The sequence below is a fragment of the Bacillus sp. PK3_68 genome (assembly GCF_003600835.1).
Lineage (GTDB): Bacteria > Bacillota > Bacilli > Bacillales > Domibacillaceae > Pseudobacillus.
Window position 1 is genome coordinate 2,027,506 of sequence record NZ_NQYC01000001.1, and the last position, 24,281, is coordinate 2,051,786.

Sequence of the window (24,281 nt, forward strand, 5' to 3'; positions counted from 1 at the left end):
CTACAGGGTATGTTATTGTAATCCCATATTACCCTATGGGGTATAAAAAAGCAAGCATGTATTTTAAAACAAGTCACACGTTCAATATTCTATTTTTCTCCATAAAAAATTCCGGCTACCATTGATGGTACCGGAATCTGTTATTTAGGTTGTTTTCTTTTTTTCATCATCAGATTGGACAGCCAAAAACCTATCGTCAATGAAGCAGCATCAATAATAATGAGTGGCCATGTGTGTGTATATCCTTTATAAGCAGAGGCTGCAATTAAAGCAACAGTTAAGCCCAGGCCTAAAAAATGGTTAAATGTTACTCTCGTAAAAAAAACAACGAGAAAGCCGGGCAAAAACATTGCCATTATCATTTTACCTACCATGTTTTCACTCCCAGCAAGCAGCTTTTACTCCCTACATCATACTGAAATACGACCGGTTTAGAAAGCCCTTTTCCGAAAAACAAGTTACTTTTTTTCATATTTTTTAACAATCATTTCTGTCATGTAATTCAATTCATTGTACGGAATAAATTCTTCAGAAAGCATATCTGGTAAGATATTCTTGATAAAATACTTTACACAATTCAAATCGGAAAATTCCATAATCGTGGATAGGGCTTCTTTGTAAATCTCCAAAAAAAGCGGTTCCGGATTGCGCTTTAAAATTTCCCCAAAAGATTCATACAGCAGATCAATTTTATCTGCTACTGACAAAATTCGCCCTTCCAGTGTATCGTCTTTTCCTTCTTTAAATCGTTCTAGATAAATGCCTTGCAATTCTTCTGGAAACTCCTGCTCAACAAACTTTTTTGCCATTTGCTCTTCTACTTGTGAAAACAAATCCTTTAATTCCTTGGTAGCATATTTCACAGGCGTTTTAATATCTCCTGTGAACAACTCTGCATAGTCATGGTTCAAAGCTTTCTCGTACAGGGCCCGCCAATTTACCTCCATTCCCTCTAATTCTTCAATCGTTGCTAAAAACTGAGCAATCTTTGTTACCTTAAATGAATGTGCTGCTACGTTATGCGATTGATATTTAAACTTTCCCGGCAGCCTAAACAGCTGCTCCAGGTCCGACAAACTCTTAAAATAATTATGTATCCCCATAAACTGATCCTTCCTTTCCACAACTGTGATAAGCATTAGAAAAAAATAAGGACATTTATTCGAATTCCTAGACATATTTTCATTGTAGCCCTACAATCGTTAAGTGGCTATTTATTTTACTCTTTGAGGTGAAAAAATGAATTTGTGGGAACTATTTGTTGCTCTAATCCTCGGACTTGTGGAGGGGGCAACCGAATTTGCTCCTGTGTCTTCTACAGGGCATATGATTATTGTAGATGATATTTTGCTGAAATCGAAGGACTTGTTTTCAGAGCCGGTGGCTAATACATTTAAAGTAGTCATCCAGCTGGGCTCCATCTTAGCTGTTGTCTTTGTCTTTAAAGACCGAATCCTTAATCTGCTTGGATTACAAAAAAGCAGCGGGACAGCTAACCAAACCGGCTCAAGGCTGACATTGGTGCACATTTTTATCGGACTAATCCCTGCAATGGTACTCGGACTAGCATTTGAAGATTATATCGATGAACATCTGTTTAGCATAAACACCGTATTAATCGGACTCGTTGCCGGTGCCCTGCTCATGCTTGCAGCGGACTGGCTTGCGCCGGGACGGGTGAAAGCAGAAACGGTGGACGATATTACGTACAAGCAGGCTTTTCTCATGGGCTTATTCCAATGTATAGCCTTATGGCCCGGCTTCTCCCGCTCTGGTTCTACTATTTCCGGGGGCGTCTTGCTTGGCATGAGCTACCGAGCAGCGGCGGACTTTACATTTATTATGGCCATGCCGATCATGGCAGGAGCGAGCGCTGTGTCTCTCATTAAAAATTGGGAATACTTTACGATCGATGTTCTTCCGTTTTTTATCGTCGGTTTTATCAGTGCCTTTATCTTTGCCCTGCTATCCATCCGCTTCTTCCTGGCACTTATTAATAAAATCAAATTGACGCCGTTCGCCATCTACCGGATTGTTATTGCAGCTGTTATTTATTTTGTATTCTTGTAAAAAAATAAGTAAAGCCGACAATTTCCTACTATAGGAATTGCCGGCTTTTTTCTTTATTAAACACACTCTCTCCGTTTCTTGTATTCATCCTTTAATAGAGTAAAAGGCTGATACCATAAAGAAAAAACGCGTTAAAGTAGGTATTTGCGCGATATTTTTTTATGTATTAAGATGTAGAACATCATCACAGATAATTTATAAAATTCATTTTATTAAGAAATTAAAAAGGAGTGTAGAGAGTGGCTGAGAAAACAATACTTCCTCCCAACTTGTATGAAAAAGAAGTCAATACTCATTTTCCTATGCGGCAAATCCTTAACCATAAAGGAGAGATAACAGCCCCCTCCTATGAAAGCGTTATCAATGAAGGATTAGTAAAGAAGTTTTATCGACAGCTAATCTGTATGAGAACATTGGACCGCAAAGCTAAGAGCCTGCAACGCCAGGGCCGGCTAGGTACATATCCACCATTTGAAGGCCAGGAAGCCGCACAGGTTGGCAGTGCATTTGCCCTTGCTGAAGATGACTGGATGTTTCCAACCTACCGTGACCATGCGGCTAGCATTACGTTTGGAAAGTCCTATGCCATTTTATCCTCGTGGAATGGAAGAGTAGAAGGCAACCTTCCTCCAGAAGGGAAAAAAATATTGCCGCCATCTGTACCTATTGCCACTCAGCTTCCTCTTGCTGCTGGAGCCGCAATGGCGGCCAAATTTAAAGGCACGTCGGAAGCAGTAATCGCTTATTTTGGTGACGGTGCTACGTCTGAAGGAGATTTTCATGAAGGCTTGAATTTCGCTAGCGTTTATCAGGCGCCGGTCGTTTTCTTTAATCAAAACAATGGCTATGCTATTTCACTTCCTATTTCAAAACAAATGAATTCGAAGACGATTGCTCAAAAAGCAATCTCTTATGATATACCCGGTGTCCGCTTAGATGGAAATGACATCTTCGCCGTTTACTTTGAGACGGCGGCCGCACTTGAACGTGCTCGCAGTGGCGGAGGGCCGACGCTAATTGAAGCTGTTACGTGGCGATATGGCGCTCATACAACAGCTGATGACCCAAGCAAATATCGCGATCAGAAAGAAAGTGAAGAACGGCGTGAATACGATCCTGTGATCCGTCTTGAACGGTTTATGAAAAATAACAGCTATTGGGACGATGAATGGGTTCAACGTGTGCATGACGAAGCTGCAGAAGAAATCGAAGAAGCAGTGAAAGAAATGGAGTCCATGCCTCCTCCAGATGTAAACGATATTTATGATTATATATTCGAAACACCTACATGGACGATTGAAGAGCAAAAGAAACAATATCTGAAACACTTGCGGGGGGGAATCGTAAAATGTTAACGGCAGCGAAAACGAAAGAACTGACATTTATTCAGGCCATTACCGATGGACTACGTACTGTTCTCAAAGAAAAGGATCAAGTGGTGATACTCGGAGAAGACGTGGGAAAAAATGGCGGAGTGTTCCGTGCGACTGATGGGCTTCAGGAAGAATTTGGTGAAAAACGTGTTTTTGACACTCCACTGAGTGAATCAGGTCTGATGGGCGCTTCTATTGGGATGGCACTAAACGGACTGCTGCCCATTGCTGAAATTCAGTTTTTAGGCTTTGTTTATCCTGCTTACGAACAAATCATGACACATGCGACACGCATGCGCTACCGTTCAAAAGGAGCCTTTACAGTGCCATTAGTCATTCGGGCCCCATATGGAGCAGGTGTACGCGCACCGGAGATCCATTCAGACAGCGTGGAAGCATTATTTACCCATATGCCTGGGATCAAAGTAGTCTGTCCTTCCACCCCGTGTGACGCAAAGGGTTTGCTTATTTCAGCAGTTGAAGACCCCGATCCCGTTCTATTTTTAGAGCCGTTGCATTTATACCGTTCCGTCCGCGAAGAAGTTCCTGAAGAGAAATATAGCATTGAAATCGGAAAAGGGCGAAAAGTGCATGAAGGAGAAGACGTAACCATCATTGCTTGGGGAGCGATGATGCCAGTGGCGATAAAAGCCGCAGAAGAAGCAGAGAAAGACGGCATAACCTGCGACGTTATTGACTTGCGAACCCTTTATCCTATTGATAAAGACATCATTGCGGAATCTGTACAAAAAACAGGCCGCTGTGTGATTGTACATGAAGCCCATGCAACAGGTGGTGTCGGCAACGATATTATTTCCATTATTAATGATACATCCTTTTTATATATGAAAGCTCCGATTGAACGTGTTACGGGAGCTGACGTCCACGTCCCATTTTGGGCATTGGAAAAACACTATCTGCCGACCCCTGCTCGCGTGAAAGAAGCCATTCATACGGTCGTTCATTTTTAGGAGGTTAAGAAATGATTGAAGTAAAATTGCACGATATTGGCGAGGGACTGGCCGAAGGGGATATTCTTACCTACCTTGTAAAAAAAGGCGACCGCGTCCGTGCTGATCAGCCATTGGTGGAAGTTCAAACAGCAAAAATGGTAGCAGAATTGACTTCCCCTGTTTCAGGCATTGTGAAAGATATTCTTATTGAAACAGGAAACACCATCGCTGTCGGCACTACAGTCTTGACAGTAGAAGCCAGTGAAAACCCACCTGCCCCCAAAAATAGCAGCTCTATAAAGGAGGAGCTCCCGTCCCCTGCCGAAAAGTCAGCACCACAGAGCGGAGCAATATCGGGAGCCCTGCCTGCCAAAAACAAGCTGGCCGATCGAGTAAAAGCCGCTCCTTATACTAGAAAATTTGCTAGACAGCATCAAGTAGATTTGAAGCTAGTTCAAGGCACAGGGCGAGCTGGACGGATTACAGTGGAAGATGTTTATCGTTTTATTGAAAATAGGAAACCTGATGCTTCCCTAGCATCCAATGTAGAAGTGAGTACTCCCTCATCAACAGATGGAAGATGCGAAGTAAAGCAGACTGAAACGATTCCATTTACAGGTCGTCGGAAACAGATTGCCCTGAAGATGACAAAGTCTCTTTATACGATTCCGCATGTATCTCACTTTGAAGAAATCGATATGACAGCTCTGCTGAACTATCGTAAAAAATTGAAAGCACTGGATGTAAATATATCTGTTGTGGCCTTTTTCATAAAGGCTCTAGCCATCTCATTAAAAGAGTATCCTATTTTTAACGCCAAGTTAGATGAAGGGAAAGAAGTAATTAAGCTTGAAAAAGAAGTTCATATAGGACTGGCGACTGACACGGAAGAAGGATTAATCGTTCCAGTTTTACGAAATGCTGAGAAAAAATCATTGCGTGCGATTCATGCTGAGATGAAAGACTTAACGAAAAAGGCACAGGAAAATAAGCTAACTGTAAAAGAAATGACCGGAAGCACTTTTACTATTAGCAATGTTGGCCCGATGGGCAGTATTGGAGCAACACCGATTATCAATTTTCCGGAAACTGGACTAATGGCTTTTCATAAAACGAAGAAAATGCCGATTGTCAATGAACAGGATGAGATTGTTATCCGATCGATGATGAATGTCACACTGGCCTTCGATCATCGGGTCGCTGATGGAGGAGCAGCTGTCGCTTTTACAAACCGCTTTAAGGCCCTCATTGAAAACCCTCCATTGCTTACGCTTGAACTCGTATAAACAATAGCAACAAAGCCTCTTGGAGTTGTTTCCAAGAGGCTTTATCTTTCATCACCTTTTGCTCTCTCGATACAAAGATCGGTTGCCCTGCCAGCAAATGACCATTTAAAAGCAGGACAGCCCTTGGGAGGGAAGAGGATTTCGTTTAACGGCGAATTTGCCATTTCGGACGCTTATTCGGTGAAAAAAAGCGATCTCTATTCTTTCCTGCCTCCAACCTTTTTTCGCAGATCAAGTTAGCAGCTTCTACTGTTGTCACATTTTCATTTTCTGCTTGCTGGAGCACTTCAAGAATAGAATAATAGATATTTTTTGTTTTGCTTAATACCCGTTTTTTATTCGGTCCATATAGCTCGTCCGCTACTTGGATCACACCGCCGCTGTTGACAATGTAATCAGGGGCATAAAGAATGCCCTTATCCCTTAATACCCTCGCATGCCCTTCATGTAGAAGCTGGTTATTCGCTGCACCGGCAATTCCTTTCACTTTCAACTGCTCAATGGTCCGATCATTAATGATGCCACCGATCGCACATGGAACAAACATATCAGCCTCCACTCCATAAATATCCTCTCCCTTAACAGCAGCTGCTTTTCCTCCCTTTTGCTTGGCTTTCTGCAGCAAGGCCTGCACCGCTTCTTTCGAAACATCTGTTACATATAAATCAGCCCCCTGCTCCAGCAAGTGTTCTGCTACTTTAAAACCGACTTTCCCTAATCCTTGAACAGCAAATTTTTTGCCTGCTAAATCTTCGTTCCCCCATAGCGTATTGGCAACCGCCTGAATGCTATACAACACTCCTAAAGCTGTAGGAATGGATGTCTCGCCTCCTCCGCCGTACTCTTCAGGCAAACCAGCAATACAGCTTGTTTCCTTATACGCATGAACGAAATCATCCAGAACGGTTCCCATGTCTGTTCCTGTATAAAACCGGCCATTTAAGGAATCAATAAATTGTCCATATGCACGAAACAGTTCTGGTGTTTTATCCTTTGCCGGGTCGCCAATAATTACCCCTTTCCCCCCGCCAAAATCATTGTCAGCCGCTGCATTTTTATAAGTCATCCCCGAGATAACCGCAGGGCATCCTCCAGAGCCTCCTCAAATGTACGGTAAGGCTTCATTCTTGTGCCGCCCAGCGCTGGACCGAGTGTCGTATCATGAATCGCAATAATGGCTTTCAGCCCTGTAGCTGGATCGTTACAAAACAGTACCTGTTCATGGCCTTGAATTTTTGCAAATAGATCAAATGAGCCTGTACACTGACTATTTATATTTTCTGCTGTTATCGTTGACTTCATTTCTATTCCTCCTAACCTTTATTAACCTTCCATTATCTTTCTTATCGATTGACTATTGTTTTCAACTGGTTTTATTGTTTCTTTTTCTTCTTCCTGCAAAGGTGCTAACCCAATTCCCGTATAACCATAAACAATGGCAATAATCGGTGTAATCATACTAATAAAAACGTAGGGAGCATATTCCATTCCTATATTTAAAGTGGACATAATAAAGGCTCCAGTTACTCCCCAGGGGACTATCGGATGGATAATGGTTCCTGCGTCCTCTAGTGTTCGCGACAAGTTTTTAGGGTGAAGCTTCACTTTTGCATAAGCTGATTCCAGCAGCTGTCCAGGCAAAATGATAGATAAGTATTGTTCGCCAACGGTCAGGTTAATTCCCAGACATGACAAAACAGTTGAGGTAATGACATTTCCCCTGCTTCTTAATACTTTTTTAATCCCCTCAATAATGGAATGGGCAATCCCCACCTGCTGAATGATCCCTCCAAAAGCAAGTGATATTAGGATCAACGAAACGCCAAATAACATGCTGCTTAGCCCTCCAATTGAAAGCAGATTATCAATCGCCTCTACTCCTGTATCCGCAGCATACCCATTGTGAGCTGTCGACATGATCGTCCCAAACGATACATTGGGAACAGTATAGAATGCAGTTAAAACTGCTGCTACTAAGCCGATGACCAGCGATGGAATAGGGCTCATCCGCTTTATAGCCAAAAAAATGATTAATAAAGGCGAGAGCAGTGTCAATGGTGTGATCATAAATTCACGGTCCAGCACGCGAACAATAGTGCTGATCTGTTCGCTGTCTACAGGCCCTCTATCCGTAAGCAATCCAATCACAGTAAATATAGCTAGTGTAATAATAAGACTTGGAATGGTCGTCCATAACATATGTTTGATGTGTTCATAAATATTCACCTTTGCTGTTGCAGCTGCAAGATTAGTCGTATCTGAAAGAGGAGAAATTTTGTCACCAAAAATAGCACCGGAAACAATGGCACCGGCTGTCATTGCCGGAGAAATGTCTAAAGCGTAGGCAACCCCCATCAAGGAAACGCCAATCGTTCCCATCGTACTCCATGAACTTCCACAGACAACAGAGACAACTGCACAAATCAGTACAGCTGACATGAGGAAAAAGTCGGGAGACAAGATGTGCAAGCCATAATAAGTAATCGTTGGGACTGTTCCGTTCAGCACCCATACACCTATCAGTATCCCAATTAAACAAAGAATGAGGATAGAGGGGATTCCATAAAAAATCCCTTTCGCCATAGCATTCTCGAGTTCTTTCCACTTAGCACCTAATACAAGGCCGTAACAGGCAACAAAAATTGCTGAAATAATAATTGGAATCTGAGGTGCAACACCATAATGAAGAATACTTATTCCGAGTATGGCAATAACGATCAATACTACGATCATCGAGGCTAAAAATGAGGGTTTTTTCATGCATAGTCTCCTTTACTTTTTTATAAGAGAACATATAACAGTTCTACCTTAAAGAAAGCGTTTGCAAAATAGGGAATTAGAATTTTCCTAGCAAAGCCTAATCTGTTGACACACCCATTGACTGAATCCTACAAAACTTCATTCTCAATATATTATTCTTTTATCTCCTCTTCCTCCTTTGTTATCTCAGTTGCTTTCACACTTAAGACTATTTAAAACTTTCTGATAACGGTGTCATTATAAAGCAAAAAATACTATCTTGCAAAAACATCCGTTAAAGTAAAAAAACATTAAAGTATTGATACGTTAAAGCATGTAAACGAATAAAATAGCTGCTCTTCACCCCCTTAAAGACAACGACCGGGTAGGTTCATAAAAAAACCTGATTCGCATTAAGCGAATCAGGCTTCTTTTACCACTTCTATTTCTCCAATCACCGGTGAAAGCGCAGGAGCTGCTTTCGTTACTTCGACAAACTTAATGTGATAGCCATCCAATTCGATGACCTTAAACGTGCAGCCTCCTCGTTCGATTGTATCGCCTTCCTGAACTTCAAATTTCTCAGTTAGAATCCAGCCGCCGACCGTATCAACATCTTCTTCGTCGATGTCCAAACCGAACAAATCATTTACTTCAGTGAGCAATACTTTACCGTCAAGTATCAGCTGCTGATCATTAATTCTTTTAATCATTGGGGTTTCATCTTGGTCAAATTCATCACGAATTTCGCCAACGATTTCTTCAAGAATATCTTCTGTTGTAACAAGTCCAGCCGTACCGCCATATTCGTCAATTAGGATGGCCATCTGAATGCGTTCTTTTTGCATTTTTACAAGCAAGTCATGAATGGCAATCGATTCAATTACTTGAATAACAGGACGAATATAATGATCAATTGTTACATTTTTCTTCTTTTCATCTTTGATGTAATCTGTCAGAACTTCTTTCATGTTCACCATACCGATAATCCGGTCTTTATCGCCATCAGCGATCGGATATCGGGTATAGTTTTCTTCCATTGCTATTTCAATACACTGTTCAACGGTGTGCGACTTATCAAACGCCGTCACTTCCGTGCGGGGTACCATAATTTCTTTAGCAACACGGTCATCAAACTCAAAAATATTGTTTACATATTTATATTCTGACTGGTTAATTTCTCCGCTCTTTAAGCTTTCTGATAAGATCATACGCAATTCTTCTTCTGTATGAGCCATTTCACTTTCTGAAACCGGCTTAAAGCCGAATAATTTGATTAACAGCGTAGATGATCCATTCAGTATCTTAATAAATGGATACATAAGACGATAAAAAATAATCATTGGTTTGGCAGCCAGCAACGTAACTTGTTCTGCCTTTTGAATCGCTATCGTTTTTGGCGCTAATTCGCCCACAACGACATGCAAAAAAGTAACCGTGGAAAAAGCAATCAAGAATGATAAGACACTGACAACAGACTCAGCTAATTCTAAGCGCACGAACAGCGGATGCAGCAAGTGTTCTACAGTTGGTTCACCGAGCCATCCGAGTCCGAGAGCTGTTACCGTAATTCCTAACTGACATGCGGATAAATACTCATCAAGATTCGAGATCACTTTCTTTGCAGCTTCCGTATTCGCCCGTCCTTCAGCTGCCAGCTGATCGATTCTTGTGCTTCTTACCTTTACGATTGCAAACTCGGTCGCTACAAAGAAACCGGTTAATGCAATCAAAAAGGCAACCATGATTAAGTTTAATATGTCCAAATAAGATCCTTGCGGCTACATTGTGCCGTAAGGAATTACACCTCCGTTAAATTAAAATGAATATCTCTATTCAACCGTCCTTTTTTTCGCGCGCTGAGGCTTGATCCGGCCTGTTTGCTCACAAAAATCAGTCTGGTTGCTTCTGTCCATAAACCGAGCTACACTGCCTGCAAACATGTTTACATTTCTTTCTACTGCCTTCCCAACATCCTCACCTCACTTTTACATACTTCTACTTTAAGACATCGGTCTTTTTCAGTCAATATTTAGAAAACAAATTTCAGACAATGATGCCAGATAGTTAATTGCCAATCCTTGATAAACGAGCTTATATTTATTATATTTATTTAAGCAAAAAAGAAGGCGCCCAAATTAAATGTTCGGGCGCCCTTTTGCTTTTACTGTATAGGTGTCTTTCTTGATCGGGTATTCATTCCCTGTCCACCCATATTCGTCAGCTGGGGAATGACATTGGGAAGTTGTCCGCTCCGGCCAGTCATCATGCTGTAAGCAACTGCTCCAATGCCGATTGAAGCAACGATAGGCAATAATTGAATGTTATTTCTCATCGTCCTTCCACCTGCCCTCTGTTAGATTGCTTTTTCAAGCACATATAGTTTTTGTTACTGGTGCTTAAAACACTCAAGTAGTTTTTAACAAAGAAATCTTTGCCACACACTTTCATTTTTCCCAACCACTGCTTTCATTTTCGAGGCCGAAAAAGTAAAATATAGGCAGCCTCATTTTAGGCTTTCTAGAGGCCATTGCAGCATTTAAAGGAGTGATTGCTTTGCAAAAAATGAACATTTTAATCATAGAAGATGCCGAAACTGTTCGCCATGAGCTCAAGCATTTTTTGACCGCTTATGGATATGAAGTTGAGGCACCGGATGATTTTGAGCATATTCTTTCTTATGTAAATAGGGAGGATATCCATTTAATATTGCTCGATATTAATTTACCTGTATTTGACGGTTACTTCATTTGCCGTGAGATTCGCAAAACATCCCAAGTGCCAATTATTATTGTGACAAGCAGAGATAATGAAATGGACGAATTAATGAGCATGAACCTTGGAGCTGATGATTTTATTACGAAGCCTTACAATACACAGATTTTGCTTGCACGGATTGATGCCGTGCTTAAACGGACCTATAAACAGTTAGAAACGTCCGTGCTGACATTTGAAGAATTGAAGCTCCACTTATCTAATGGAACGGTCTCTTATAAGGGCGAGCAGCAGGACTTAACAAAAAACGAATTGAAAATTCTACATTACTTAATGACGAAAAAAGGCAGCATCGTTTCCAGAGAAGAACTAATGGAGCATTTATGGTCCTCCGATCTGTTCGTTGATGACAATACCCTATCTGTCAACATGACCCGCTTACGTAGAAAAATTGAGAGTCTGGGCATGAAAAATCCGATCGAAACGCGACGCGGTCTTGGGTATATCTTGTCATGAGGATGCTCACGTATATAAAAGAAAGGTCTGCTTTTTTATTTATTAACGTTCTTCTGTTCGCTTCGATCGCGCTTTTTTTATGGTTTGTCCATGTTCCAGGCTGGCTGATTATTCTCGTTTTTATTTGTTGGTTTATTCCCCTCCTCACTTCATATTTACTTGAGTTCTGGCAGCGAAAAAATTATTATGAGCCGCTGATTATGAATGCACAGCTGCTGGATCAGCAATACCTGCTTTCAGAAGTGGTAGAAAGACCAGATTTCTTAGAAGGCAAGATTGTTCATGATATCTTACAGTCAACAAACAAGCAGATGCATGAACATGTGAATAAGTACAAACAGATGCAGACAGAATATCGGGAATATATCGAAACATGGGTTCATGAAATTAAAACCCCTATCGCTGCAGGCAAATTAATTCTTGATAATCATAAGAGCTCCGATGTAAAAGGAGTCTATGAAGAATTCGAAAAAGTTGAAGGGTTCGTCGAGCAGGCGCTGTACTATGCGCGCAGCAGCAGTACAAGCAATGATTATCTCGTGAAAGAATTCAGCTTGAAGCCCTGCGTAACCAATGTGCTTAAAAAGAATGCGAAGGCATTTATCCATAATAAAATCCAATTGGACTTAGCGGATTTTAATGAAGTCGTCTATTCTGATGAAAAATGGGTCGAATTTATTATCAATCAGCTTATTAGCAACAGCATTAAGTACAGCCAAAAAAAGGAGAAAAAGATTCGCATCTTTACGACCATGCATGAACATAATCTTATCTTGCATATTGTTGATAATGGTGTTGGCATTGGTGAAAAAGACATCCGGCGGGTCTTTGACAAAGGATTTACCGGAGAAAATGGCCGGGCCTTTGGAAGCTCCACAGGCATTGGATTGTATCTTTGTAAAAAACTCGCTGATAAACTCCATCTTGGACTGGATATTCAATCACAAAAAAACGCCGGCACAGAAGCACGAATTATCTTTCCAAAAAGCAAAGTGACTCTGCTAGAGCAGTAACTAGTAACAGCGAAAGGGATCGTTCCTCCGCAGCCTCAGAGCCGTAACCAACGGCTCTTTTTTAATCTTACAAAAATGTAAGTCTTCTGCAAACAAAAGCAATATGTGTTTTCTTTTAACAGCGGTACACTGAACGTACCAGATAAAGGAGCGTGGCAAAATTGAATTCCGTGTTAAAGGTAGAACAGATTGAAAAATATTTTGGCAATAAAGGCAATGTAACGAAAGCCATTGACAATATTAGTTTTACGGTGGAAAAAGGAGAATTTGTTGGCATCATGGGACCATCCGGAAGCGGAAAAACGACCCTATTGAACTGCATTTCCACGATAGATCATGTCACAACAGGCCATATTCAGATTAACGGTACTGATATTACTAAATTGAAAGGCGGAAAACTTGAGAAATTCCGGCGCGATGAACTTGGCTTTATCTTTCAAGACTTTAACCTGCTCGATACACTAACGGGCTTTGAAAATATTGCGATTGCGTTAACCATTCAAGGACGCAATCCAAAAGAAATTGCGCAAACAGTGGAGGAAGCAGCATCAAAATTAGAGATCAGCTCCGTATTAAATAAATTTCCTTATCAAATGTCCGGTGGCCAGAAGCAGCGTGTCGCTTCCGCCAGAGCTATCGTAACAAATCCTTCCATCATTTTGGCAGATGAGCCTACGGGAGCGCTGGACTCAAAATCCTCCAGGCTGCTGCTCGATGCGTTTGAGAAGCTGAATGACGAAATGAAGGCAACGATCTTAATGGTCACCCATGATGCATTCACCGCCAGCTATGCGAAACGCATTTTATTTATTAAGGACGGCAAAGTCTTTAACGAACTAATAAGGGGCGGAGATTCGCGAAAGGAATTTTTTAACCGCATTATCGAAGTGGTGACTCTTTTGGGAGGCGACACGAACAATGTTTTTTAAGCTATCTATGCGCAATGTGAAACGCAGCTTTAAAGATTATTTCATTTACTTTCTGACCTTGACCTTTGCCGTTTGTATTTTTTACAGCTTTAACTCGATAGCTGATCAAGAAGCCATGCAAGACCTGTCTGCCAGCCAGTCAGAAATGATAAATAGGCTCAAGCAGCTTCTTTCCTTTATTTCAGTTTTTGTTTCTGCTGTTCTTGGCTTTCTTATCATCTTTGCTAATAACTTCCTGATCAAGCGGCGGAAGAAGGAACTTGGTTTATATATGACACTTGGGATGGGGAAGTATAAAATTTCCCAGCTTCTCGTTACCGAAACACTCGCTGTCGGCATTCTTTCATTAGCAGCTGGTTTGGCGGCCGGGGTATTTATCTCTCAAGGCCTCTCACTTTTGGCTGCTTCATTGTTTAATGTTGATTTTACGGGCTATACATTTGTCTTTTCCAATGATGCCATGGTAAAAACCATTCTTTACTTTGGGATTATTTATTTATTAGTGATGCTTTTTAACAGTATCGTTGTTTCAAGATACAAACTGATTGATTTATTAACAGCAGCCAAAAAGAATGAGCAGCTAAAGGTGCGAAAAACCTCCGTCTCCGTTGCCTTGTTTATTTTATCGCTCATTATTTTAGCTGTTTCTTATGGAGTCATGCTTAAGTACGGATTAATGGAAAGCATGAAAATCGTTTGGACGTGTGTTGGCCTTGGAGCCTTTGGAACTCTGCTGTTTTTCATGTCACTGTCCGGGTTCGCCCTGAACCTCATCCAGCAGTCAAAGAAGCTTTACTTCAACGATATTAACATCTTTGTGCTGCGACAAATCAACAGCAAAGTAAATACGACGTTTTTATCGATGACAATTATTTGTTTAATGCTGTTTTTTACAATCGGTGTCCTTTCCACCGGCTTCAGCTTGAAAGATGCCATGAATAAAGACCTGGATACGTCTACACCTTTTGACGCCAGCTTAAGTCTCCTTATACAGGAAGTAGGAAAAGCAAAAGACATCCGTGAAGCAGAGAAGCAGCTCGAACTGGACCTGGATGCTTACGGAAAGACGTACCGCTTTAACCGCTATCAGACCGACCAAATGCTAAAGCCGCTGCTGCTTCCGTACAAGGATAAAAGTACAGAACAGCTTATTCAGAAAAAATTCGATGATGTTTATGTAATGGCTATCACCCGATCTGATTATAAAGCCATTGCAAAAATGCAAGGAAAAGAGCCAGCAGCGCTTAAAAAGGATGAAATTCTGCTTGTCTCTAGCGCTGGTACTTTTAAAGATACTTTCAAACGATTTACGAAAGAACATAAGACTATAAAGCTGAACGGCCAAACATACCGGATTGCCGGTAAAGTCGTCAACTTTTCCCCTTCAACCGATTTCAAAGGGATGGAATACTTAACAGCAGTCGTACCCGATGTAGCAGTTGCTCATATGAAACCGGCCAACTCCATTGTTAATATCCAGTACAAGGGCGGTCAAAAAGCAAAGGATGAAGCGTTGTACAAATTACTTTATCCCTTTATGACAGGACCTTCCCAAAAGGAGTATGGCTTCGTTTTAGGAGGAGCAACGAAATCAATGGTTTACGAATCATACACTGGCACATCAGCTATTACCGTGTTCATCGGGATCTATCTTGGCATTGTCTTCTTGATTTCCAGTGCTGCCGTACTTGCTTTGCAGCAGCTGTCAGAAGCAAGTGATAACGTGGAAAGGTACACCGTTTTAAAGAAAATCGGCGTAACAAAAAGAGGAATCAACAAAGCCATCTTCAGACAAATTTTTATTTATTTCATGATGCCTCTTTCCCTGGCAATCTTCCACTCTGTCTTTGGTGTGCAAGTTGTGAACAAAGCCATCATGGTAGCGGGCGGCGGAAATGTACTGCTCCCTTCCCTGTTGACCGGACTGATTATCATTACTGTGTACGGCGGCTATTTCCTGGCTACTTATTCCGGATACAAAAGAATCGTACGATAAATATTGCGCCTAAGTTGGAGTGAATTAAGCTTTCCTCTAATTTAGGCGCTTTACTTGCAACCAGACTTTGTTCTCCCTATTGCTCAGGCTTATTTTAATAAGTAACCTCCATCAAAATCACACATATTCTCGTGTTTCCCTCATAAAATGGACAAGGAGAGACAGTCTTTAAGGGGGAATAAATATGGAGGATATAAAGATCAATTTGAAGGATCTGTTCAAATAGTTATGAGGAGACTCCTGCTAACCTATTTCTATCTGCTCATCGGAGCGTTCTTGCAAGGAATGGCCATGTCTTTATTTTTATTTCCACACTCCATCCCCTCTGGCGGAGCGGCAGGCTTAGCCCTCCTGATGAATCATTGGTTTCACTTGCCTCTCGGCTTTTCCTTATGGCTGGCAAATGCTGCCTTTCTGCTCTTTGCCCTAAATTACTTCGGCTTCACCTGGACATTTCGGACAATCACTTCCGTTGCGGCTACCTCTACGACTATTAGCATTCTGACTTATCAAATTCCTCATATGCATGTACATATTTTTTTCGATATGTTAGCAGGAAGCATCTTTTTCGGTATCGGAGTCGGGATCTTAATTCGAGTTGGCGCTTCCAGCGGGGGAATGGTCATCCCGGCATTGATGATTGCCTCCTATAAAAACTGGAGCCCTGGAAAAGTGATGATGGGAATTAACCTTTTTATCTTTTTACTAACCTCTCTCATTATTGATTATAAAATTGTTATTTACGCTGTTGTTTGCCAGTTTCTCTCCACGAGCCTTATCGATTATATTTATGAATTTAGATTTCAAAAGGTCAATGTTCTCTCCCCTAATTGGAGGAGAAAATAAACAGAAGATCCTGGTTACAGGATCTTCTTCGCGGTTAAGTAAGCGACTATCTTTTCAACAGATTGTTCAATCGTCATTTGATCGGTCTCGATAACGATTTCAGGATGATAGGGAACTTGATAAGGGGATGTGATTCCAGTAAATTCTGGGATCATGCCTTTTCTCGCTTTTTTATATAAACCTTTTGGGTCCCGCTCTTCGCACACCTGGATGGGGCAATTCACGAAAACCTCAATAAACTCCTCTGGTTTAAACATCTCTCTTACTAGCTGCCGGTCTTCACGGAAAGGAGAGATAAAGGCAGAAGAAACAATTTGGCCACTGTCAACAAATAATTTAGCCACTTCTCCTATTCTGCGGATGTTCTCTCTCCGATCTTCTTCTTGAAAGCTGAGATCCTTATTTAGGCCGTGACGGATGTTATCCCCGTCCAAAACATAACTTCTGCATTGCTGTTGAAACAACGCTTCATCTACCGCATTTGCCAAGGTGGATTTTCCAGATCCTGATAATCCAGTGAACCATAACACACAACTTTTATGCCCGTTCAAAAGATGGCGATTTTCCTTTGTAATGGCTGTATGATGCCAAGTGATATTATCAGCTGTTCCCATATTCTACATCCTTTATATTTTTGTATACGCTTTTTTCATTCCCTTGATAAGAATGTCCACTACTTCCGGCCGGCTGAATTCCTCTGGCGGATGCACTCCATCCTTTAACATTTGTCTAACAGCCGTACCCGACAAAATGATGTGCTCTTTCTGCTCGTGAGGACATGTTTTTTTGGAAGCCATATTTGCACACTGTTTACAATAAAAGCTATGTTCAAAAAATAACGTTTTAATCCCCAGCTCCCCTTCTTCAAAATGACTAAAGATTTTCTGGGCATCATACGTTCCATAGTAGCTTCCTACTCCCGCGTGATCCCTGCCTACAATAAAATGTGTACAACCAAAGTTTTTTCGGACGATGGCATGAAAAATAGCCTCTCTCGGACCGGCATAGCGCATAGCAGCTGGGAAAGCAGATAAAAACACCCGGTCTTTCGGATAATAATTCTTCAGCAATACTTCGTAGCTTTCCATGCGTATTTCACTTGGAATGTCATCTGCTTTCGTTTCACCGACGAGTGGGTTTAAGAACAGCCCATCTACCGTTTCGAGTGCTGTTTTTTGAATGTATTCATGGGCTCGATGCACCGGGTTACGCGTTTGGAAGCCAACAATGGTTTTCCAGCCCAATTCATTAAATTTTTTTCTCGTATCGATAGGATCTAAATAATAGCGGCTGAATTTACTTTTCTCAGGCCTCTTTACAAGAGTAATCGGCCCGGCCACATACATTTCCGGCCGTGCAAAGAGCTTTCTTACACCTGGATGATTTAGGTCTGCTGTTTGATAGACCTTTTCCGCTTCTAATTTTTTATCGGGGAAGAATATTTCCTCTACGTTCATGACGCCATAGATGGTTCCATCATACGCAAGGTTGACGGTTTCTCCCTTTTTAATTCTCTCTGCTTTCTCTTTCTCCACCGCCAATGTAATCGGCAACGACCAGGGCAACCCATTCGCCAGTCTCATGTTTTGCACAACACAATCATAATCTGCTTTCCCCATAAATCCTTGAAGGGGACTATAGCCTCCATTAGCGATCAGCTCTAAATCGCTCAACTCCAATGTGTCAAGCTCTATGCAGCTACGTGATAAATCAGCGGACAATAGCAAATCCACTCGGTTAATTAGCTTACCGCCGTGCGGTGTGTTTTTCTCCATGTTCTTCCCCCTTGGCGTCGTTGTCGCTTATACCACTCTTTCTAATCTTGATGAAGCCCGCATTCAGATTTTGAACGGCCTGCCCATCGGCCTGCCCGGAGTTCTTCATTTCCCAAAACTGGCTCAGTGCATGGGGCGCACCCAATACTCGGAAATCCTTTGTCATGGAGCGGGTTATAGGGCAGCTTATTGACATGGAGATATGTCATAATGTCCTCCCATGTCCAATGAATTAGAGGGCACACTTTCACCTTGTGAAATTTTTCATCTTTATTGATGTACTGAACATGTCTTCTTGTCGGAGATTGTTCTCTCCTTAAACCTGAAATCCATGCTTTTGCTCCCTTCAATGCCTCCTCAAGAGGGGCTACTTTTCTTAGATAGCAGCAAAGGTTCGGATCGCGTTTCCAAAGTTCTTTCCCGTGCTGCTCAGCCTGGGCTTCCAACGTAATAGCGGGACGCACTTTCTTAATTTGCAGAGAAGGGTAGCGCTCCTTCACTTTTTCAATTAATTCATAGGTCTCTGAAAAGTGAAGCCCCGTATCAAGAAAAATAATTTCCGCCTGCTTATTTACCTTTGAAATCAAGTCGATTAAGACAATTCCCTCGGCTCCAAAGCTGCACGCATATACCACGTCGTTTTTATATTCACAAAACGCCCATTTTAACACGTCCAAATAGTCAGATTGGGCTTCCAAGATATCTTTCAGTTTCTTTTCATCCCAATTTTCGTATGTTAGTAAGTCAGCCAATAGCTACTCCCCCGTTTCTCTCCCCGTTGCCTTTAGAAATGGAACGTCAATGTGATGCATTCATTATTCTCTACAGTCATTTTATTCATATTGTTTATATGACCATATTGAAAATAAGACACAATGGCTCTCATCCACGACCCATGGCCGAACACCAATACATTGTCCCATTCCTTATATTTGTCTAAAAATAAAATGATCCTGTTTTCTAAGTCCTTTATGCTTTCTCCTAAAACTAACTCTTTCGGCTGTTCCATCCACTGCTCACGATGCTTTTCGTAAAGTTTTTCTTTTGGAAGCCCCTCAAAGGGACCAAAATCTAATTCATCCAACAACGGTTCCGTCTCAAACGAATAACCATAGAGTTGTGCTGTTTGCTGCGTTCTCTTTAATGTACTGGTCAACACGATATCAAATGGCGACAGTTCTTTAAGAAGCTTCTTATTACGGATAATACCCTGCCGGAAAGGCTCCGCTAGGGGGGAAATTCCGATGTCTCTTCTTCCCTGTAACCTTTGTGTTTTATTCCAATCTGTTGGGAGATGTCTTATAAAGGTAATTTGCATTCACTGTCCTCCAAATAAAATGTTTCGCTTCTTAGCCCGCATCGCTGAGCTTCTAGAACTAATACATCATGGATTTTTACGTTTCCTAAATTCACATTTGCTCCAATTTCTTTAATAAAATACATTTGGTTTTTTGGAGTAGGGGCTTCAAAAATAATTTTCCGGCTATCAATATCCTTGACTAATTCATTAATCAAGTTGCATTTAATGTTGCCATTCTTCTCGTAAATTCCAGCAGTGCCAGAATCTCTTCCTTCAGTAATTACATACTGGCAGCCCGCTTCAAGCAATTGCTTCATCTCATTCTTCCATTGGGAGACGGCCATTTCCTGGTTGGAATCTTTTGAGCCAACTTCTGCAATTACACAGAACTCTTTTTTTATTTGAGAAATAAGATCGAGGCGCTCTTGCAATGGAATATTTATCGTTCCGCTTGAAACTTCAATACAGTTAATTTCTAAATTGCGCAAGCTTGCCAAGTATTCGGGAATCTTATTTTGGTAATAGCATTTCTCAAATAAGGTGCCTCCAAAATAAGGACGAATGCCATATTGCTTATAAAGGTCCACCTTCTTCTTTAAATTTGGTGTTACATAAGCAGAACCGAACCCCATTTTAGCAATGTCAATAATGGAACTGTAATCATGTAAAATGTACTTCAATTCTTCTAATGGGGTCCCCAGATCAATAATCGAAGTTAATCCGTGAGTTCTCTTTCCAGTTGTCCTCTTCGGTAAGTCTAAAAATTCCATAGGGAATGGCCTCCTCTATTTTTCTAAGATAGACTATTCAAAAACTGGGTAAATGTGTAGATAATGGGCTTTTGCCCATAGAAATTAGACCGTTCCCCTGTATAAAGGAGAGGTCCCCTTCAAACAATAGGAAAGCATATATTCTTAACAGTCAGGGGTGTACATCATTGCCAAAGCAGAAACGAAAAGGCATGACAATTTTTGCGATCGGATCCATACCGCTCATTCTTGTCTTGGGAAACTCAATGCTTATACCAGTTCTGCCAAAAATGAAAACAGAACTAGATATAACTCAATTTAAGGTAAGTTTGATTATTTCTGTGTTTTCGATTGCCGCCGCTGTGTCAATTCCCGTATTGGGATATTTGTCCGACCGGTTTTCACGAAAAGCCATCATCATTCCTGCTCTCATCCTATACGGGGCCGGAGGGCTTTTGGCAGGATTTGCGGCGGCATGGTTTTCTAATGCGTATACATGGATTCTTGCCGGACGAGTCATGCAGGGGATAGGGGCCGCCGGGACTGCACCAATCGCTATGGCACTGACAGGGGATTTATTTAAGGGAGGCGAACAAAGTAAAGTATTAGGATTAGTTGAAGCTTCCAACGGATTCGGAAAGGTTATCAGCCCGATTATCGGTTCCCTCGTAGCGCTGCTCTTTTGGTACGCAGCATTTTTTGTTTTCCCGGTTTTTTGTCTAATCTCCATACTTTTAACTATGTTCTTTATTAAAGAAAAGAAAACGAAAAAGGAGCCGCCTCCAGTCGGCAAATATATAAAAGGACTGGCCTCTGTCTTTAAAACTGAGGGACGCTGGCTATTTGCCGCTTACTTAACAGGTGCTATTTGTTTATTCACCTTATTTGGTATCTTATTTTACATCTCCGATATCCTGGAGAAAGACCACAAGATCGACGGAGTATTAAAAGGAGGCATTCTAGCTATTCCTTTGTTGTTTATGACGACCACCTCCTATATAACCGGGAGCAAGATTGGAAAAAGGATGCGGCTAATGAAGGGGTTAATCATATTGGGACTGCTATTGATGACTGCCTCTTTTGCAACTTTGGTGTTCTTTGAACGCCTCATTCCTTTTTTTTCAGTTCTCGTCATTAGCAGTATTGGCACTGGACTTGTTCTGCCTTGTATAAACAGCTTTATTACAGGTTCCGTTCCTTCTGATCGCAGGGGGTTCGTCACTTCGTTATACGGTTCTGTTCGATTTTTGGGCGTGGCGATTGGACCACCCGTTTATGGTGCCTTAATGGCCTGGTCCCGTACCGGAATGTTCCTAACAACTGCCGGCTTAACACTCCTTGCTGCTTTGTTATGCCTTGTGCTCATTCATGTAAGCAAAAAAGAACCGTCTGAAGAAAAAAGCGATACACTGTTCGAAAAACTTCAATTTACGTAAAGGAGCAGGTAAAATTGCAAATATACTTTTCACCTGAGGTTATGACTCCTCAATTTCAAGTGCTAAACGTCGTGGACACTAATAATAAAGCGGTTGGAAATGTAGCCTTTTTATTTGATGAGAAAAAGTTATACATTTACGGAATATTGGAAGAAGAAGAAGTAGGAGCAGATTTTAAAGACTTGGTTACCCCTTATATAAAAGGACTGACAAAAGCCAAGCCAGATCTGGATGTTCTTTCCTGTCTCTATGTGGGCTGCAAAAAAATAGATCTGAACGGCAAAGAAGGAGAAAGTTGAAAATCTTCCAACTAGGAAGCCCAGCCACAATCGGCTGGGCTTAAATATTGAACCGCCCAATTAAAATTTTTATATTTCCCCTTTGCCCTCTCTCCCTTATTTTATTTGGATTATTCTTCCTTATTCCTCTTTTCTATACTCTTCTTATTAAAATGCCTGGTAGCAAGGCGCACAGCCATTTCATAAAGTGAGATATAAAAATTATTTTTATATTGATTAAAGGCAGACGGGAGTGTGCGTCTAATGAGCATGGGGATTATTGTAATGGGGCTTCTTGTTGGTCTTCTGGTTGGGTTAACAGGGGTTGGAGGGGCCGCCTTGTTAACACCTGTTTTAGTGTTAATGGGAATTAGTCCCTCCATCGCTGTGGGAACAGATCTTGTATACAACTCCGTCACAAAGCTTTTCGGCTCTATTCAGCATTGGAAACAAAAGACCATTGACCTGCAATTAGTGAAGTATCTGGCAATCGGCAGTATTCCAAGTGCGATCTGTGCAGTCGGACTCCTTCACCTGTTTGATTCCTTCTTTAATAATCAAGAGGAAATTATCAAACATGCCCTAGGATATGTTCTTATCTTAGTAGCTTTAACTACGCTCGTTAAAACCTTCATGAAGGATAAATTCGAATCAAACTATTTCCAGGTAAAGCCGCTTGAAGAAAAAAGAGGGTTAACGATCGCGATTGGAGCAATATTAGGATTCATTGTAGGATTGACATCAATAGGATCTGGTTCATTGTTCGCTTTAGCTATGCTTTATTTGTACAAAATGCGTCCTTCAGAGTTAGTGGGAACAGATATTGCCCATGCTTTTTTATTAGTTACTGCCGCAGGGATCATGCACGCTGGAATAGGAAATGTTGATTATTTATTAATGATCAATCTGTTGCTCGGTTCTATACCGGGTGTAATTTTAGGAAGCAGTTTATCAGCTAAATTCCCTGCTAAACCTTTAAGAGCCATCATGTCACTCATTATTCTGATGAGCGGCTTCAAGTTAATTGTTTAACAAATAACAAACATACATTGAGGAGGGAAACAGGCCCATCGCCCCTCCTCTTTTTTATTTACCGAAATGTCTGGCTCGCAGGTAAATAGTTACCAGCATAATTTGTCGCCAAATTTATAAAACTAAACATGGCTCTAAAACATCGTGCTTTTGGAGGCCGTGATTCGAACAATCTAATAAAGGAAGGATGGGTTGTTATGAACAATCAAGGTGGTATGATGACCTCGTTGCTAGCTGTGGGAGCTGCCGGAGCTGCTATTTACGGGATATCAAGAGGGATAAGAAACGGAACGTTCCAACAGCTTTCCCAAACGGTATCGAACACCTTCAATAACCAGTCGGTTGAACAATTGGCAAACTCTGTGCTTGGTATGACAAATAATCAAAACGCCAAAAATCAGAATAACCAGTAACTCTCCCTGAAAAAGCAAAGTGCATAATGAGGCTGATCATTAAGATCCTGCTTCCTTCCTCGTATTAGGAGCTCTTTTTGAACGTTAAGCGTTCAAAAAGAGCTTTTTATTTTCTGAGCAGAGCTGCTTGGATAACTCAGTCCGGTTATGAGCACCCTTAAATACACTGTATAGAAAACCGTATTTTTCTGAATACTAAAGGCAGAAGGTCTCTTAGCAGGAGGGAAAAATGGCAGAAAATAAAGTCAATAAGGTTCATCTGGCGCTCTTATTTATTATTCTTGCAGTTCTTATCTGGTCAGTTATAAAGCCGGCGGATTTCCCAACATGGACAATGGAATCCCTTCCTGCTGTGGCTGGACTAATCATTTTACTGATCACCTATAAGAAATTTCGCTTTACTACCCTTTCTTATGTCATCATTACTATCTTAGCGGCAACAATGTTCATCGGTGGTCATTACACTTATGGAAATGTTCCGCTCTTTAATTGGATCAAGGACCATTTTGATTTAAGCAGAAACCATTATGATCGGTTTGGACACTTTTTAAAAGGAATGGCTGTCATTGTGATCAGAGAAATATTAATTCGGACATCGCCGCTCTTCAAAGGTTTTTGGTTATCTGTTATTAGCGTAAGTATGACGCTTGCTATTTCGGCGCTGTATGAAATTATTGAGTGGCTATCTGTTCTCATATCTAAAGGGAAAAAGACCTCTAAAAGCTTTCTCGGCATGCAGGGAGACATGTGGGATGCGCAATGGGATATGGCACTCACCTTCATTGGTTCCATCCTTTTCCTTCTCCTTCTTTCGGCATTGCATAACCGGCTATTAAAAAATAAACTGTAAACAACCGCAACA

Annotated in this window: 24 protein-coding genes and 1 pseudogene; 14 read left to right on the top strand and 11 right to left on the bottom strand. The window is 41.3% G+C overall.

Annotated elements, in window-relative coordinates:
* Positions 1 to 140 precede the first annotated feature (140 nt).
* A complete protein-coding gene (locus CJ483_RS10565) occupies positions 141 to 374 on the bottom strand; it encodes a CsbA family protein (protein WP_120034724.1) in 234 nt (77 codons plus the stop codon).
* Between the two features lie 84 nt (positions 375 to 458).
* A complete protein-coding gene (locus CJ483_RS10570; protein WP_120034726.1) occupies positions 459 to 1,103 on the bottom strand; it encodes a YfbR-like 5'-deoxynucleotidase in 645 nt (214 codons plus the stop codon).
* 136 nt (positions 1,104 to 1,239) lie between these two features.
* Here CJ483_RS10570 and CJ483_RS10575 point away from each other — a divergent pair, with 136 nt between their 5' ends.
* The 4 genes from CJ483_RS10575 (at position 1,240) to CJ483_RS10590 (ending at position 5,682) form a co-directional block, all read left to right on the top strand.
* Positions 1,240 to 2,070 (top strand): undecaprenyl-diphosphate phosphatase, encoded by an 831-nt coding sequence (locus tag CJ483_RS10575; protein ID WP_120034729.1) that lies wholly within the window; start codon positions 1,240 to 1,242, stop codon positions 2,068 to 2,070.
* 302 nt (positions 2,071 to 2,372) lie between these two features.
* A complete protein-coding gene (gene pdhA / locus CJ483_RS10580; protein ID WP_120037934.1) occupies positions 2,373 to 3,425 on the top strand; it encodes a pyruvate dehydrogenase (acetyl-transferring) E1 component subunit alpha in 1,053 nt (350 codons plus the stop codon).
* The gene (locus CJ483_RS10585) at positions 3,419 to 4,414 is read left to right on the top strand and encodes an alpha-ketoacid dehydrogenase subunit beta (protein WP_120034731.1); all 996 of its coding nucleotides are present in this window, start codon (positions 3,419 to 3,421) and stop codon (positions 4,412 to 4,414) included. The genes pdhA and CJ483_RS10585 overlap by 7 nt, the downstream gene beginning before the upstream one ends.
* Before the next feature lie 11 nt (positions 4,415 to 4,425).
* Positions 4,426 to 5,682 (top strand): dihydrolipoamide acetyltransferase family protein, encoded by a 1,257-nt coding sequence (locus CJ483_RS10590; protein WP_182917021.1) that lies wholly within the window; start codon positions 4,426 to 4,428, stop codon positions 5,680 to 5,682.
* A 145-nt stretch (positions 5,683 to 5,827) separates the two neighbouring features.
* Here the strand turns inward: CJ483_RS10590 and CJ483_RS10595 are convergent.
* The 4 genes and pseudogenes from CJ483_RS10595 to CJ483_RS24500 all read right to left on the bottom strand — a co-directional run bounded on the left by CJ483_RS10595 (position 5,828) and on the right by CJ483_RS24500 (position 10,756).
* Positions 5,828 to 6,984, bottom strand: a pseudogene (locus CJ483_RS10595) (Glu/Leu/Phe/Val dehydrogenase dimerization domain-containing protein).
* A 21-nt stretch (positions 6,985 to 7,005) separates the two neighbouring features.
* Positions 7,006 to 8,442: a Na+/H+ antiporter NhaC gene (gene nhaC / locus CJ483_RS10600; protein ID WP_120034733.1), complete on the bottom strand. Its 1,437-nt coding sequence runs from the start codon at positions 8,440 to 8,442 to the stop codon at positions 7,006 to 7,008.
* 401 nt (positions 8,443 to 8,843) lie between these two features.
* Complete coding sequence (locus CJ483_RS10605) at positions 8,844 to 10,187, bottom strand: hemolysin family protein (RefSeq protein ID WP_120034735.1); 1,344 nt, start codon at positions 10,185 to 10,187, stop codon at positions 8,844 to 8,846.
* A 398-nt stretch (positions 10,188 to 10,585) separates the two neighbouring features.
* Entirely contained in the window at positions 10,586 to 10,756 is a 171-nt protein-coding gene (locus CJ483_RS24500) for a hypothetical protein (RefSeq protein ID WP_182917022.1), read from the bottom strand.
* A gap of 230 nt (positions 10,757 to 10,986) precedes the next feature.
* Between CJ483_RS24500 and CJ483_RS10610 the strand changes: the two genes are divergently transcribed.
* From CJ483_RS10610 to CJ483_RS10630, 5 genes are all read left to right on the top strand, one after another.
* A complete protein-coding gene (locus tag CJ483_RS10610) occupies positions 10,987 to 11,652 on the top strand; it encodes a response regulator transcription factor (RefSeq protein ID WP_120037938.1) in 666 nt (221 codons plus the stop codon).
* Between the two features lie 2 nt (positions 11,653 to 11,654).
* On the top strand, positions 11,655 to 12,665 hold the full coding sequence (locus CJ483_RS10615) for a sensor histidine kinase (RefSeq protein ID WP_259455611.1): 1,011 nt from the start codon (positions 11,655 to 11,657) through the stop codon (positions 12,663 to 12,665).
* A 161-nt stretch (positions 12,666 to 12,826) separates the two neighbouring features.
* The gene (locus CJ483_RS10620) at positions 12,827 to 13,594 is read left to right on the top strand and encodes an ABC transporter ATP-binding protein (protein WP_120034739.1); all 768 of its coding nucleotides are present in this window, start codon (positions 12,827 to 12,829) and stop codon (positions 13,592 to 13,594) included.
* Complete coding sequence (locus tag CJ483_RS10625) at positions 13,584 to 15,590, top strand: ABC transporter permease (RefSeq protein ID WP_120034741.1); 2,007 nt, start codon at positions 13,584 to 13,586, stop codon at positions 15,588 to 15,590. Before CJ483_RS10620 ends, CJ483_RS10625 begins: the two co-directional genes overlap by 11 nt.
* 228 nt (positions 15,591 to 15,818) lie before the next feature.
* Entirely contained in the window at positions 15,819 to 16,436 is a 618-nt protein-coding gene (locus tag CJ483_RS10630) for a YitT family protein (protein ID WP_120034743.1), read from the top strand.
* A gap of 14 nt (positions 16,437 to 16,450) precedes the next feature.
* Here CJ483_RS10630 and cysC read toward each other — a convergent pair whose 3' ends face one another.
* Genes cysC through CJ483_RS10655 form a run of 5 tightly spaced genes read right to left on the bottom strand, consistent with a single transcriptional unit; the run spans position 16,451 to position 20,281 of the window.
* Positions 16,451 to 17,050 (bottom strand): adenylyl-sulfate kinase, encoded by a 600-nt coding sequence (gene cysC, locus CJ483_RS10635; protein WP_120034745.1) that lies wholly within the window; start codon positions 17,048 to 17,050, stop codon positions 16,451 to 16,453.
* 12 nt (positions 17,051 to 17,062) lie between these two features.
* A complete protein-coding gene (gene sat, locus CJ483_RS10640) occupies positions 17,063 to 18,211 on the bottom strand; it encodes a sulfate adenylyltransferase (protein ID WP_120034748.1) in 1,149 nt (382 codons plus the stop codon).
* 41 nt (positions 18,212 to 18,252) lie between these two features.
* Complete coding sequence (locus CJ483_RS10645) at positions 18,253 to 18,963, bottom strand: phosphoadenylyl-sulfate reductase (protein WP_120034749.1); 711 nt, start codon at positions 18,961 to 18,963, stop codon at positions 18,253 to 18,255.
* A gap of 32 nt (positions 18,964 to 18,995) precedes the next feature.
* Entirely contained in the window at positions 18,996 to 19,529 is a 534-nt protein-coding gene (locus tag CJ483_RS10650; RefSeq protein ID WP_120034751.1) for a histidine phosphatase family protein, read from the bottom strand.
* Positions 19,511 to 20,281 (bottom strand): phosphosulfolactate synthase, encoded by a 771-nt coding sequence (locus CJ483_RS10655; protein ID WP_120034753.1) that lies wholly within the window; start codon positions 20,279 to 20,281, stop codon positions 19,511 to 19,513. The genes CJ483_RS10650 and CJ483_RS10655 overlap by 19 nt, the downstream gene beginning before the upstream one ends.
* Positions 20,282 to 20,472: 191 nt before the next feature.
* Between CJ483_RS10655 and CJ483_RS10660 the strand changes: the two genes are divergently transcribed.
* The 5 genes from CJ483_RS10660 (at position 20,473) to CJ483_RS10680 (ending at position 24,269) form a co-directional block, all read left to right on the top strand.
* Positions 20,473 to 21,696, top strand: a complete 1,224-nt coding sequence (locus tag CJ483_RS10660; protein WP_120037940.1) for an MFS transporter — start codon at positions 20,473 to 20,475, stop codon at positions 21,694 to 21,696.
* 14 nt (positions 21,697 to 21,710) lie between these two features.
* Positions 21,711 to 21,995 (top strand): hypothetical protein, encoded by a 285-nt coding sequence (locus CJ483_RS10665; RefSeq protein WP_120034755.1) that lies wholly within the window; start codon positions 21,711 to 21,713, stop codon positions 21,993 to 21,995.
* Between the two features lie 243 nt (positions 21,996 to 22,238).
* Complete coding sequence (locus CJ483_RS10670) at positions 22,239 to 23,006, top strand: sulfite exporter TauE/SafE family protein (RefSeq protein ID WP_120034757.1); 768 nt, start codon at positions 22,239 to 22,241, stop codon at positions 23,004 to 23,006.
* A 197-nt stretch (positions 23,007 to 23,203) separates the two neighbouring features.
* On the top strand, positions 23,204 to 23,419 hold the full coding sequence (locus CJ483_RS10675; protein ID WP_120034759.1) for a hypothetical protein: 216 nt from the start codon (positions 23,204 to 23,206) through the stop codon (positions 23,417 to 23,419).
* A 229-nt stretch (positions 23,420 to 23,648) separates the two neighbouring features.
* A complete protein-coding gene (locus CJ483_RS10680) occupies positions 23,649 to 24,269 on the top strand; it encodes a DUF2238 domain-containing protein (RefSeq protein ID WP_120034761.1) in 621 nt (206 codons plus the stop codon).
* Positions 24,270 to 24,281 lie beyond the last annotated feature (12 nt).